This is a genomic window from Mycobacterium sp. 29Ha (assembly GCF_032883055.1).
GTDB classification, from domain to species: Bacteria; Actinomycetota; Actinomycetes; order Mycobacteriales; family Mycobacteriaceae; genus Mycobacterium; species Mycobacterium gallinarum.
Genome location: NZ_JAMQTI010000026.1, coordinates 88,463 through 102,754, shown reverse-complemented (window position 1 = coordinate 102,754; position 14,292 = coordinate 88,463). Strand labels below are relative to the sequence as shown.

The following is a 14,292-nucleotide window of genomic DNA, read 5'->3' as shown; positions in this document are numbered from 1 at the left end:
CCCACCAACCCCAAGCCGCATAGCGACTGGACCACCAAACGGGTCCCCCTCAGATTCCCAATATGAGGGACGTGAATGGGCTATGGGGCGTAGAGCATTTGTTGCTGCACTTGATGCTGTCGATCGCCACCCCGCGACCCTGCCCGGGGAGCGCTCGCCTCTATACCAGGGTTGACGCCACTGTCTCCCACAAAGACAAGATCTTGCCACTCATCATTAGGTGGCTAAATCACGCATCATCGCCCTAGGAAGTACTGTGTCGCAACAGATTCAGCTGTTACGAGTTACGTTCGTCTGCCGAGTTGAGTGCCTCGGCCGAATCGAACATTACTTGGGCCGTATTGATCACTCCACGAGCCATAACGAGATTTCCGCCGGCTCCGATTGCGAAGCCGACACCGAACGGTGCGACCTTGCCTATAGCGATGATCCCCCGCTTGGTGCCGTACTTCGTGATAAAGTGGGCCCCGAGAACCTTATTGATCGACCGGATAGTCGAAAGTGGAACCGCGTTCGTGACGATCTTTCCGAGGTGTGGGCCGGTACGGCTCGCAGCTTTCGTGAAGAACGTCGACCCCCCACCGCCAGCCAGGACCATAAGCACCAAAGCACGCTGGTGCTCGAAGTTTTCGACTTCGATACCTCGAAGCTCAGCCGCACAGAGTACATAGGCGGCCGCAGCCGCCAGGAACCATGACGTATCACCTGCTGCCGCAACCAAACCCGCAGCAGTGCCGACCCCTGGCGCAGCGGCCAGCGCTCCCGTGGCGGCGCCCGTAGTCGTTACCGCGGAGGTGAATGCAGTGTTTGCTTTCCTCAGCAACTGCGCGTCAGACAGGTCTGGATGTTTCTGCCGGAGCGCTTCCACACGCTGCCGCGCAAGCTCACCCGCCACTTCGATGGACTTATCCAAGGCCTGCAACAACTTGTTCGGGTTTTCGTTCGCCATTACTTGATCCTTAAATCGGTCCCACTGCTATCGGTGGGTGGCCGATTGGTGGCTTCGTGCGGGCGCGAACCATACAAGGCATCACTCATTTCAACCGTCAGCTCAGCCGCGCCCATTCAATAACGATTTGGATGTTTCCGCCGTACTCGGTGATGTCCGACCAGTCCGCGTAGTCACCAAAGGGCAGGTCTTCTTCCACATCCTCCGAGATCGTCGTATACCACTCACCTTGGTGGTCGCCGGTCTTGTCTATGTTGACCGCAACGAGGTAAAGGCCACCTAGGGTGAACCGCACGACTGCCTCGTGCTGACAGACTCGCGGATCACCGTGCGGACCGACGTCAGACCAGACCGTCGCAATCTCGAACTCACCCATACGCGGCGCCAGCTCGTGCCACTTCATCCGCTCGCTGATCGACCCGTAATTGCCTGTGGCAGTGGTCTCCCAATAGCGTCCACGTCGAACCGCCGCGTAGCAGTACCGGCCCCCGCCCTTCTTGAAGCGCACGACAGCCCCATCGGGGGGTTCGTCCGGTATCGGAGCTATTTCTGGACGTACGGGCGGAAGTGGATTGAGGAGTGGCGCCATCGCCGTTAAGTCAAAAAGCGACGGATCAGGTTGGTCAGGTAGCAACGCCGGGATAGTCACCGGCGAGCCCTCGAGCACCTCGGGTGTGGCTTCGTTGGCCTTGATGGCATCCACACGCACCTCTGCTGCTACTGCCGACCCGGTGATGTCGCCTCGACACGCCGTAAGCAACCCCCGGTCGCGTAGGTGTCTGATCAGTGGGAGAAATCTCTGACTGGTCTGCGGCGTGAGTTGCCCGATCCGCTCGTCGTCAATGCGCACCTCCACATGCGCCTTAGCTCGTCCTTCGGGTTGCCGCTCGTGCAAGGTGACGAACAAGACCCCGCGACCACTCGGAGGCACGAATCTAGTTAAGACATCGAAGTGCTCGTCCTCCTTGGTCACTTGCACGACAGACGACTGTGGCAGCAAGGTGTGCGGCACCGCCGGCGGATCGTTGATAGGTAGCGCTTCAGTAGGGCTTCCCAACGCAATTCGGACGTTTGGTCTAAATTCGACTTCGTCCCAGCCGTCATACTCGTAACCATAGATTCGACAGAACGTAGCCGGTATGAATCCCGACGCGATGACGCGTCGTATAACACCGGCCCATGCTGGCGCATCTTCAGGTGCGAGGTAGCCAATCGTTCGATCGAGTGCCCGCACCGACACGGCCCAAGGCCCGCGAGATCCGCCGGGTTCGGGGATGAGGTGAACTTCCTGCGATATTTCATGTCCGCCGCCGGGCCAAACCTTTGGGAACAAACTGCGGATCGCTGGAATGAACTCTGTCTCTACCACAACCTCGTAGTCACCCCACGGGCGAGCGGAAGTCCACAACCGATAGGACTCGTACGGACCGCCACCGTTGGAACCCCCGGCGCGCATCTCATCGTTAGGTGGCAGAGACATAACCCGCACCTCGTCTAATGAGCCGGCCCAAGCGTTCAGCCTTGGATATGCACTGTTCCAAGCGGTCTGCCGACTGCTTTGTTAGGCGCGTCTGGTCAAAGAACGCCAAGGTGTCACGCATGAGTGCCTCTTGGTCGTAGACACCCTTGCGGGCTGCGTAACAGAGCGCGTTGATGATCTCCTCACCGGCCACTTCATCCAAGGGACGGAAGAACCCGGAAGGTGTCAAGCGGAATCCGTTCCACTCCGTCCGATCAAGGTCCGTCGGCCAGACGAAGCTGCCCATCTCGTCTTCGTATATCAAGTCCTCAGGTACGAATTGACGAACGACCTGTTGACGCTTGGCCGCAGCGCGATCAAAGCCAAACCGATGAACTACGTTCCGTATCAGACGGTTCAGAGCAATAGGGCCTTCGATCGCTACTGACTCCCGCACGGCATCTTGGATTCGGTTCCTGACGCTCTCCCACTGAGGATGATCCAACTCATCTCGACTGCCCACAGGATCGGTCGGTGCAGCAACATATGGCACCCGAACGCCGCGATCGGCCGTTGTCGACGTTGCGGTAGCCGACGATGCCACGTACGCAACCGGTTTCAGATGTTCGGTATGTACCGTCTCAACTAATGGAAAAGTATCGGCGGGCTCGGTCGACGAGGTGAGATCAGCAATCGTTGCAACGCTTGTCTCTGCGACAAGGTCGTCGTTTTGGTCCTTCGCTGCCGCTGATTGTTCAGCGCGCTGGGCGTCCTCTTCTGCACGCTTCGCGTCTTCATCGACTGCCTTCTCTACGGCCGCGGCGATTCGCTCCACGACTGACTGTTGATCTTTGATCCATTCAGGCAGCCAGACACGTTCGCATGACGACCAGCCCATCATCGAGTCCAGCAGGCTGGGTGTGAGTTCACGATCAGCGACCGTGGTCCGTCGCGCCCAGCGGGGACCGTCCAGCATGACCGCCACCTGCCAACGCGGCGATCCAGGCGCACGCACTGCGATGTCAACAACAAACTCCGAGAGGCCGTAATCGAGCTCCACCTCCAGTTCTTGCGCGCGAAGCGCAGCTGCGATCGTTTCCTGAATCTGTTCGGTCTGCTGCGGCTTTGAGCCATCTGATGCGACGTCGGCATTACTCGCGGAGACCGCCGTCTCGAGATATGCCTTCAAATGGGCCATTCCAACCGACCGCGTACGTGAGAGATCGATATCGGTGGGATCGAAGGACGTGAACACGATGACCTTCTCACGCGCTCGGGTCACCGCGACGTTCAGTCGCTTTTCGCCACCGAATCGCGTCAACGGTCCAAAGTTCAACGGCATGCTGCGTTCGCCCGGGCGCTTCGAGAACGCCGTGCTGAATAGGATTACATCGCGCTCGTCACCCTGGACGTTCTCAAGATTCTTGACGAAGATGCCGTTTTCAGCTTCTGGCTTCAAGAGGTGGATGATTCGCTCGTCGCCGGTCGCCTCGAGCAAGTCGAGTACCAACTCCTGCTGCTGGCGATTGAACGTGACAACACCGATACTCCGCTCGATCCCAGAGTTCGCGCCAACGAGCGCACGAACTTCGGCGACGATCGCCTCCGCTTCGACACGATTAGTGCGGAAGTCGTTCTTGCGGTCCTCCCGGTTGAAGTGACCGTTGACCCGGCGTAGCTCCAGACCGGTGGTCGAAGTACCGCCCGGTGCCGGCAGACTCGCCAACTTTCCCTCGTAATACTTCTCATTCGAGAAGGCGATCAACGATTCGTCACGGCTTCGGTAGTGCCAACTCAGCCAGATGCGCGGAACGCTCGACTCGACGCACTCGGTCAAAATGCTGTCTAGGTCCTCCGGAACGACCTCATTCTCCGCGTCTTCGTCCTCGTCATCACGGTTGGTCGTCACCTGACCGAAGGCCGTCGGCGGCATCTGCTGTGAGTCGCCGACGACGATTGCCGCTTTCCCCCGCCCCATGGCGCCTATGGCTTGGGCGACGGTGATTTGCGACGCCTCGTCGAAGACGACGAGGTCGAAGGTCAGCGCACCGGGCGGAACGAACTGTGCAAGCGAGGCTGGACTTACGAAGAAACACGGTGTTGCGGAGATGATCTCGGCGCCGTAGTCCTCCATCAGTCGGCGCACGCTCTTGCCCTGGCGACGAAGATCAAGCTGGCGACGCAGTTCGCCTATCTTGCCTTTCAGCTCCCCCACACGGAACGGGCGCTGCCGCATGATCCGGGCTGGTAGAGCCGAACTCTGCTCTCGTCGCACCAACTCGGCTACGTCGTTGAAGTCGGCTGTCTCACCGCTGCGGACCTGCGGATCGAATCCATCGAGATGATGAGCCTTCAATCGTTCTCTCATCGACGCTCGGGCGGCTCCGGAAAGGTATTCGAATTCAGCTTGACTAGCCGGGATTGAGCCGTCGAGCAGACCCGTGACGAAGTTCTCCAGGCCGCGTTGACGCAACGGCATCAGTGCGCGGATTGCGCGCGCAATGCGGCGCGGCAAGTCAGGCCCCTGCTCCTGAAGTTCCGTCATCCAAGCCGCGTGATCACGTCCCCAGGCTTCGAACCACGGCGCGCCGCCTTGCCAGAGCTCGACCGACGGGTTGCTGGCTCCGAGTGCATGCGTCCAGGCGTTCCACGCACGCAGCGCACCGTTCAGGCTGTCGATTACAGGCCTATCGACGCGCAGACCCGATCGGAGGATCCTCCACTGCAAGGGATGTCGACGCGAGAACTCGATAGAGGACCTGATGTATTCGATTAGCTGCTGGAGGTCTGGAATAGCGTTGGGCGACAGCGGGTCCCAGGTGGGGGGTGCCAGCGCGCCGAGCGCTTGCCGCATCTGGTGCGCCACGTGCACACTGTGATCGCGGGCACTCGGTATTGAACTCAGCAACGGAATCGCCGTCTCCGCTGTCAAAGTCACACCCGGTAGTACCACCGCGGCCATGCTCCGGACGAACTGCTCTTCTCGCTTCTTTTTACCGAGTAGGCCCCGGGTCGCTTCGGTTGCTTGTTGCACGAGCGCTGCATAATCACCGCGGGCCAGGAAGACGGGGTTGAAGGTCGCGATGAGACCGGCCCACGTGGCTTGTAGCTGAGCTGTTTGGGTGATGATGCCTGCGACGTGCCGCTCCCACTCCGCAGATTCGAATCGTCGCCACTCCTCATTGACTACAGGAGGTGCTGCCACTTCCCTCGCTGCACGCTCGAGCAGTGGCGGGATGTCCTCCGGGGCAGCAAGACTGGTGAGTATGTCGAGAGCCGTCGCGTCGGCGCGCAACGCGCCGAACGCGGCGTCGAGTTCGCGCGCAGCCCGTATAACCGACTCGTCGTCCTTGGAATCCGCTGCCAGAGTCCACGGATTATTAGGTCGACAGTCACCCGGACGCACGGTACGGGCGAAGAGTCGCAATGCATCGCGATTTTCTCTGAACTGCTCCGGCGTCGCTGTCGCGGCGTGAACTTCGGAAATGCGCGATTCAGAAGCGCTGTCGAGAGACAGCACCGCCTCGTACGCGGTCCAGAGTGAGTCACCAAGTGAGTTCCGCGAGTGAACTCGTTCGGGGTACTCGGACAGAGGCGCGTGCTTGGAGCGATACTCGGCGAGGCGGGCGTCCCAGACGCGTTCGTTGTAGTCGGCGCGGTATTCGATTGATTCGCGAAGCTGGTTACGCACCTCGACGACGCTCTGGTTCCGGCCGTGAAGGTCGAGGGTGAATGGCTTCAGTCCGATCTTGTCCAGACGCTTCTTAACGACCTCGAGCGCAGCTTGCTTCTCTGCGACGAAGAGAACCGACCGACCGGTGGCCAAATTTCGTGCGATGAGATTGGTAATCGTCTGCGACTTGCCGGTACCCGGAGGTCCCTCGAGGACGAATGTGCGTCCTTCGGCGGACAATTCGATGGCACGAAGCTGAGACCCATCGGCATGAATCGGCGTCGGCTCGGCCGTCTCGTCGATCGAGACGCTATCGAGGTCGACCGCGTCAAAGGCTCCGTCGACAAAACTCTCGCCGGGGCGGTGCGTCAGGTGGTCGACCAAGGGGCTTTGCCCCAATACCTGCCATGAATCGGTGAGGTCTTTCCACATTCCGAAAGTGCCGAACTGGCAGATAGCGAGGACGGCTGTCTCATCTACGCGGAACTGCAGGCGGTTCTCGACCAAACCACTACGGATCGCCACAAACGCGGCGTCGATGTCGATTCCCGCGTCATCGAGCGGAGGGTTGCTTAGCGCCGGGATATTGACGTTGTGTTTGAGCCGCAACCACTCGACCAGACAGTGGTTGGTCGTGGCTACATTCGCCGAGTCGATGACGATCTCGAAGGAACTGTTCCCTGTGCCCCCGACCAATCGAACCGGCAGCAGGAAGAGCGGCGCGCGCGCCTCCGCTCCGGTTGAGGTGGTGTGGACGAGTGAACCGAATGCCAGATAGAGATTGGACGCACCTGTCTCTTCAAGGAGAGTCCGGGCATCGCGCTGCAGCCGCTTGAAACGGCGCGCGTAGGCGTCCTCGCCGACCGCGACGAACGCCGTCTTCTCCTTGTTCAGCATCTCGAGCAGGGTGGCGGGATCGACGTCTTGTGCCGTCCTCGCTCCTTGCAGGCGATAAATCGAACTCAGGTCGTTGTGCGCCGCAAGTGAAATGCGCTTGCCGTCATGGATGAGATCGTCCAGTACGGCGAGGCCCTGAGCCGGCACGACAAGGTCGACAACCTGCGCCGACTGTCGCAAGTTCAGCAGCCGGTTGCGCGTACTCAGGTCGAGGAGCGAACGCTTCCATTTCTTGACTCGCGCGGGCGAGTCATCGTGGAAATCGAGCACGGCGTCGTCACGCGCTCGCTGTTGCAGTTCCGGCGGTAACTCGAGGACTGCGCGGCTGGACTTGTCGACATCGACCACTTCGACGTCAGGAACGTCCTCGGCTGCCGATGGAAGTGGGCGGACCCCGTCGCGCCGGGCCGTCGAGATGTCGACGACCGCGCGCAGCGTGCCCGGGTTCGCGAAATGCCGTCGAGCCGCCTCGACGGCCTTGCGGAATGAACCGTCGGCACCCTGCTCGTAGTACATCGCTTCGACGGCGATCGCACGGTGCGACTCGAACAGGTTCACCATCGTGTTGGTCTCGGTCAGCGAGGTGTGCTGGAGCGATTCTTCGTTCAGCATGAAGCCGGTAAACGCGTGGCCGTCGACTAGCCAGATGAGTGGGTGCAGGCCCGTCTGCTCAATGCACGCGGCGTAGGTGACAGCGAGATCGATGCACGTACCGAAGCGCTCCTCCAGAACTTGTGCCGTTGTCCGTACCTTCTGGCCGGTGTTCTCGAAGGAGGCAGGTGGCGAAATGTAGCGAATCTCGTGGGCGCGCAGCGCCTCGTAGACGGCAGCAGCGATGAGAGCCGCTCGTTCGGGTCCTTGCTGATAGGCATCCAATGACGCACTTGACGTCTGCTTCTTCAGCAGATCGGACGCGTCGTCGAGCACTCTGCGCACTGCTCGCGTGTTCGGCTGGACGAAAGCCGCGAGCGAGTCGTAGAAGATCGGCGCGTTGAACCACTCGTTGTGAGCCAGGATCTGAATGGGAATCCGATGTACGACCTCGTCCTTGAAGCGTTGCGACGCGGCCACGACGACCGCGCCCGGGTAGCTCTCGTTGAGGTTCTTCAGGTGCTCGATGTCTGGGATTACGTCTGTCAGGTCGTTCCAGGTTCGGGTGCCTCCAGGCGGTAACTCGTCGGCTAATGAGCGCGACCACTCTGGAGCCAGAGCACCGTCGGAGCCGTGCAGGCGGACCGATAGATGGAGGCCTGAAACTGGCGATTCGGAGTCGTTCGTCACCGCTATTTCAGTGATGAGTGGCACGCGATTGTGGACTAGCGCGAGGTTCACGGCGGGTTGAGCGTGGACTTCGATGCGCAGTCCGTTTCGCTCGATAACGTGAGCTGGCCAGATGGCTGTGTAAGACATGTTCCCCCGTGAGAGCCTCTTATTGACGGCTTCGCAATAGCTTCGTTTCGAACCCTAGGTGAGCTCACCGACAGATGCTGCGCGTTTGCTGTATGCCTTCGGTATGCGGACATTAATCCTTTAGGTTGCCGACGCCTATACGCAGACCTCAGATTTCTCATGCGCCCCAATTCGGGACTGACCCGCCACGCCACCAGCGCCGTTGGCGGCCCCTAGCTTCAAGATCGGCGATTGTCCAACCCTAAACCCGCAAAGCCCGCCGACGGCGACGTCGACCTCACCAGCTTCGCCGCCCTCACCACCCAAGTGGACGCCCCCGCCATGTCCGGGATGCTCAACCGCGCCATACGCGAGGGTCCCGTCGAACTTCCTGACGCTGACTGAGCACCGGCACCCTGGCCACCTGAAGTCGCCGAAGTTAATCTCGGTTGGGTGCAGGCGGAGACTCGTACACTTACGCAACTTTTTCAGCTCGACGTTCGCTACGTCATCCCTCTGTACCAGCGCCCCTACGTCTGGACTGAGCAGCGTCAGTGGAGCCCACTTTGGGAGGACATCGCCACCGTCGCCGACCATGTGTTGACCGAGGGCGCGACTTCCAAATCGCCGGCCCACTTTCTCGGCGCCATAGTCATCGAACAAGAGGAAAACCCGCCCGGATCGCCGCAGCGGTATCTCGTCATTGACGGACAACAGCGACTCACTACGCTCCAGCTCCTACTCGCGGCCGCGGCGCGGACCGCGCAAGAGATGGGTTGTCCGGCTCAAGGCGATCTCCTCGGTCGACTCACCCTCAATGACGAACTTCTTGCGCAGGGTGACGAGCGCTTCAAAGTATGGCCGACGAACGCGAACCGGTCGGCATTCCGAGACACGATGAACGCTGGCGCCGAAGTGGCGACGGCGTCGCCGCAAGCCGGAAATGAGATCCGCGATGCCTACGCGTTCTTCCGCAAAGAAATCAAGTCTTGGGTGACCGACGACGACGTCCCGTCTGATAAACCTCCGACGAAACAATTCGAAGCCCTTCGAGTCACCCTCGGCCACCTGCTCAAGCTCGTTTCGATACGCCTCGAAGACGGCGACAACCCGCAGGTAATCTTTGAAACGCTAAACGGGCGCGGAACTCCGCTGATCGCTCTCGACCTGCTCAAGAACGCTGTCTTCCTGAAGGCAGAACGAGAGTCCGCGGATACGGACAAGCTCTACGGTCAGCATTGGGCGCCGGAGCTCGACCGCGAATATTGGCGGGACGACCGACGGACCGGCCGGCTGTTCACGAAGAACGGCGACCTCTTCCTGCAGTATTGGCTAGTCGCGGAACTAGCTGAACCGGTGGCCGCCACGGAACTCTTCGACATATTTCGGGTGCGCATTCTGCAACCCGCGGCCTGCCCGCCGATGAGTGAGCTCATCCCAAAACTTACGCATGACGCGTCGGTGCTACGGGAGTTTCAGAGCGCCGCACCGGGAACCGCAGAGCGACGGTTCTACGACCTACTGGAGCTCATGGACACGACGACTTTGATGCCAATCGCCCTGTTGCTCCTTCGGTCAGGGACCGTTACTCCCGCACGGCGCGCTAGGGCGTTTCGTATCCTTGAGAGCTTCCTCGTGCGCCGGATGCTCTGCGGCGGGACGACCAAGAATTACAACCGACTGTTTGCGGGACTTGTCGGTGATATCAAGAACGATCTCGAGCACGCGGACGATGTCTTGGCCGCGAGGCTCGCCGCCGAGACGGCCCCGGCCAATCGGTGGCCACACGACGGCGACGTTCGAAGCACCATTCTCACGCGAGACTTGTATGGGCAGCGTCGTCAAGACCGACTCGTGATGGTACTGCGTCGTGTCGAAGAACGCCTGCGGGCGACCGATAACAAGGCGGAGCAAGGAATCGCTACGACGAGCAATCTGACTTTGGAGCACGTCATACCTCAGACCTGGGAACCCCATTGGCCCCTCGACGACACCCAAGATGACCCGCTTGGTTGGCGGTCCAGCCATATGCACAAGTTGGGCAATCTGACACTGACCACAGGGCCGCTGAATTCGAGTCTCTCTAACGCACCGTGGCACGCCCCGATTCAACCGAAAGACAAGCGCCGCAGTTTAGTGGAGCACAGCCTGTTGAAGTTGAACTCGTTCCTCTTCACTCGGTACCCGGAAACCTTCACTGAACAGGATGTCGATGAGCGCGGCGCCCATCTCGCGGACCTGATCACCCAGATCTGGCCAGGGCCTGATGGAACGGAAATTTCCGAAACCGTTCACGCCGCACCACCTTCGGCGCCGCAACCAGTCCAGAACGACCGTCTTACGCCCGCCGCGGTGGACCCGCCCAGTACGCCTCCGACTCGCGAAGCCATGCGCGAACTGCTTCGCAGCGGAATGACGACAAGTGAAACATCCGACCACCTCGGCGGCGGGCGAAATTTGTGGCTGGACGTACTCGAAGAAGACGCGCGGGTGTCTGGTGAAATGCTCGACCGTGCACCGGTTCCGGCGGATGCCGTCGCTTTACGTGACGAACGACAATTGCGCTGGGAAAAGATTGCCGCGCGGTTATACGGGAGCTCCCGACGAGTGGATGAAGTGAAGCGACTTTACGACCAGGCCAAAGGCGTTGGCGCAGCGAAGCGTTCGTTTACCGGACGTGGACGGCTATTTCCTGAGATGGAGCCTTGACGCAACAGACACTCGCACCTGAGTCACAAACTGCCCCGTCAACGGAGCGAACCTTCCAGTGGCAGAGAGCAATTGATGGACGTTGGCACGGATGCCGTCATCGTTGAGCACACCAAGTTCGCGGCTCAGCGACGGGCGTCTTGATTTGCAGCGAGTCCGGCGGTTTCTATAAGCGGGTCAGATGGGGCTCGCTGCGCCGAAAGCTTTGGGCCGCTGTCGTCGAAGGTACGACTACAAAAGACGGCGCCAGGCGAGTAACCTTCCCGCGGGCGGCCAAGCGGCCAGCGGCCCGACTCATTCTTTAAACCAGCGGACAATTCGTGCTATCAGGCTCGTTGAGGCGCCGGGCACGTCCGCATCTTCGTCGTTGTAAGCGACAAACGACGTGGGATCCTCGGGTTCGCGAAGTTGATAACAACGCGTCTTGTAATCGAAGTAGAGCTCGCATCCATCGAAGTCGGCAGGGTCACATTCGAGCAGAGTGACGAGTTTGTCCACCATCGCCTCGTACACGTTCAATCGGTGACTCGCCTTCGATGTGAAGACGAGACGTCGGGCGCCGAGCTTCTTCGCTTCCCTCTTCGTCCTCGAAAGAACTGACCGCCATGGTAATTGCGCTCCACATTGATGGCGCACGACAAAGGTGGCGTGTTGGCCGCTCCATGGACTGATCGCGACCGCATCCTCCTCGCTGGCCCCGGGTCGCGTAATACCAAGTACGACGTAGTGGTTGTCGTTGCCACTTGACGAGAACGCACCCCGATATAGCCTGCACCGCCATCCTTCAAGGTAGTCCTCCAACTCCTCGAGTACCTGCAGACGTGCTAGGTCAACGACACCGCCACGATAGCTGCCAGCCGACCGCAATTCTGCGACGAAGTTTCGGATCAACTCGCCGGGCGGAAGAACCACGAACCCCAGCTGCTCGCCGAACTCACGGTCAGAATGATCGGCTGTGTTGTCGGCCAATGGTTCGAGGTAGTCAAAATGGCCTCGTGCGAGGCCATAGAGTTCGGCGCGTCCATTCCGCCGGAGGCGCGCGAGGTCGTCGGCATCTCTTTCGAAAAGATCGATCAGCAAGCCGATCATCCGAGTTAGAGCGGTGACCGAGGCAGTCACATGTGGGGGAACATGAGGAAGCCTGCTTACGTCCGGAGGGGTTAGGTGAGGCACCTTCGGTAACAGCATCGCGCTCGGATCATCGCTGCCGAAGGCGAGCATGATTGCATTCCTAAGGAAGGCAAGGCTCGAGCGGGCTCGACGCAGCGCATCATCGGTTGACCACCAGCTGGCCTCGAAGTCGATCTTGTCGAACTCTGTCTCAATTGCGCGACGTGTGAGGTGTGGACTCTCAAGGAAGCGGCCGTGCCCTGTCTCCAACCGAGCGAGCAGCTGCTTGTCATCTCGAATGATCGAAGCCATCAGCGCAAGTCGACCAACGATCGATCCGTCGGGCGGATATGTGGGACGCGTGGACATCTCGGCGTACCGCCAGGCGAGATAGCCGCTCCCGACCGGGCCAGTGCCGAACGATTCAATGAGCTCTACGGCCTCCTCGATATCGACTGCACCTGCGGCGAACTCGACGACCGCTTCGGCTAGCTTCTGGGCATCATCGGGGTCGAATTCGGATTTCTGATCAAGTGCTCCAGCGGCATCCTCGAAGAGCCCGGGATCCGCGTCAACGAAAAGCGCCTCGACTCGTCGCAAGCATTCGTCGCGGGTCCCGTCGAAACCGAGACGAATGAACCAGTCATAGAACTGGCCGTCGTCAGCGGCACGTTCGCTCTCGTCTATGCGCCGTACTTCGAGGCCGCTCTCCTCGACGGCGACCGCTAGCCGTCTCGCGGCTTCCTCCGAGCCATCGAAAACCAAGTAGTGCCCAAATCGATTTGACTCGAGATGCCAGTCGTCGATGCCGAGATGTTCCGGGTAGGTGGTACCGGGATCCGGCTGATCCGCATACCGAATATCCGCGCCATCCCTGCACAACTGAGGACACGCGTCCTGGTCGAGCGGCTCATCCTCCAGGTTGATCAAGTCTCCCTGGTAGAGCGGGTAGACACCACCGTCATACATAATCCCCGCATAGCCATCAGGCATCAGCCGAACCGTCCGGGCGTACGACGTCCGCACGACGTGGCCGCCATGCAAGACCGTGACATCGACTTTTTTAACTGCCATTGACGACTCGCCGGATCAACGGCCCGCGTTCGAAATTCACTGAAGCGGAACCGAGATCACCCCTGACAAGGATCTGACCGATAGGCCTGCACTGAGCGCCTCGTCCAGCGCTGGGGGCCCACCGGTCGCGTCCTTCGCTCGCGTAGTTCTCCGCTTGACGCGTCTTGTGCTGACTGAATAGATGTCCCGCATCGCCTAGCCGTTCAGTCATGGCTCGCAGCATCAACGTCAGGTCGCCAGGGCGGTACTCGTTTGTACGCCGGCCGCCTGCTGGGTCCTTCCTTCGAAGCTCCTCCGTCCACGCGACGTGTGGCAAAGCGGAGGACATCACTCGTTGGACGAACGGCACCCGCCCACCGACCAGAATATTGGTGGCCTCGCCGACGACGGCGCGGTAGTCGCGATCGTCCACCGCAGACTCCCTCCCAACGTTTGCCAGACGCGGCATCTTGACGCTCAACCGGCCAACGGTAGGCGCATGCCACGACAACTGTGACCACGTCGATAGTTAATGACGGTACCGCCAAAATAACGCACTCTCGAGTGCGGGCTGGCGTCGCCGCGACGTGGGGCGCCGCCCCGTCGAGCGAACCTCGCTAACTGCGCCCCCTTCAGCATTAACCCGCTAAAAAGCTCTCTCGAGGTGTTGCAACAATGATCTGACGTCTGCAGATTGGCGCAGTGACGCCGTCAAATGTGCCGCGTCTCGCGCATGCATCCGCCACAGCGCGCCAGCGCCAATTCCGGTATTGGCGGTCTTTTCGGCGAGTCCGTGCATGCTCTCTACACCAGCTTGATCGATGGAACCAATAAGAGGCTGAACTAGCGTCCGTTTGCTTCTGAAAGCGCCGTCTCAGCCAAAAAAGCCTTCCGCAGTGGCCTATCCGCGATCAGCCTTTTCACAGGTTGCCACTACGGTGCTTACAAATCCGCGAAACTGGCGCGGCGGACGAGAGGCGTTAATTCGGCGCCGACGGCCAACATGTGCCGCCGAGTCCTCGTTCAGCACCACCGACCAGGTCATCGCCCTCG

5 protein-coding genes and 1 pseudogene are annotated in these 14,292 nt (G+C 60.3%); 2 read left to right on the top strand and 4 right to left on the bottom strand.

Features of this window, described 5'->3' with window-relative positions; genetic code table 11:
* Window positions 1-277: 277 nt before the first annotated feature.
* The 3 genes from M1248_RS27015 to M1248_RS27005 form a co-directional block, all read right to left on the bottom strand.
* On the bottom strand, window positions 278-949 hold the full coding sequence (locus M1248_RS27015; RefSeq protein WP_317150265.1) for a hypothetical protein: 672 nt from the start codon (window positions 947-949) through the stop codon (window positions 278-280).
* A gap of 97 nt (window positions 950-1,046) precedes the next feature.
* Window positions 1,047-2,183 carry a hypothetical protein gene (locus M1248_RS27010; protein WP_317150264.1) on the bottom strand — a complete coding sequence of 379 codons (1,137 nt, stop codon included), beginning with the start codon at window positions 2,181-2,183 and terminating at the stop codon, window positions 1,047-1,049.
* Window positions 2,184-2,412: 229 nt separating this feature from the next.
* Window positions 2,413-7,326, bottom strand: a complete 4,914-nt coding sequence (locus M1248_RS27005; protein ID WP_317150263.1) for a DUF4011 domain-containing protein — start codon at window positions 7,324-7,326, stop codon at window positions 2,413-2,415.
* 1,239 nt (window positions 7,327-8,565) lie between these two features.
* Here M1248_RS27005 and M1248_RS27000 point away from each other — a divergent pair.
* Window positions 8,566-8,766: pseudogene (locus M1248_RS27000) on the top strand (DUF3375 domain-containing protein); the annotation flags it as partial.
* A 54-nt stretch (window positions 8,767-8,820) separates the two neighbouring features.
* Window positions 8,821-11,076 (top strand): DUF262 domain-containing HNH endonuclease family protein, encoded by a 2,256-nt coding sequence (locus M1248_RS26995; RefSeq protein WP_317150262.1) that lies wholly within the window; start codon window positions 8,821-8,823, stop codon window positions 11,074-11,076.
* Window positions 11,077-11,370: 294 nt separating this feature from the next.
* Here the strand turns inward: M1248_RS26995 and M1248_RS26990 are convergent, their stop codons facing one another.
* Complete coding sequence (locus tag M1248_RS26990) at window positions 11,371-13,260, bottom strand: hypothetical protein (protein ID WP_317150261.1); 1,890 nt, start codon at window positions 13,258-13,260, stop codon at window positions 11,371-11,373.
* Window positions 13,261-14,292 lie beyond the last annotated feature (1,032 nt).

What these genes read in the sequence shown, in the direction of transcription:
- M1248_RS26990 (WP_317150261.1), bottom strand. Translation starts at nt 13,260, where the DNA reads ATGGCAGTTAAAAAAGTCGATGTCACGGTCTTGCATGGCGGCCACGTC.
- M1248_RS27015 (WP_317150265.1), bottom strand. Translation starts at nt 949, where the DNA reads ATGGCGAACGAAAACCCGAACAAGTTGTTGCAGGCCTTGGATAAGTCC.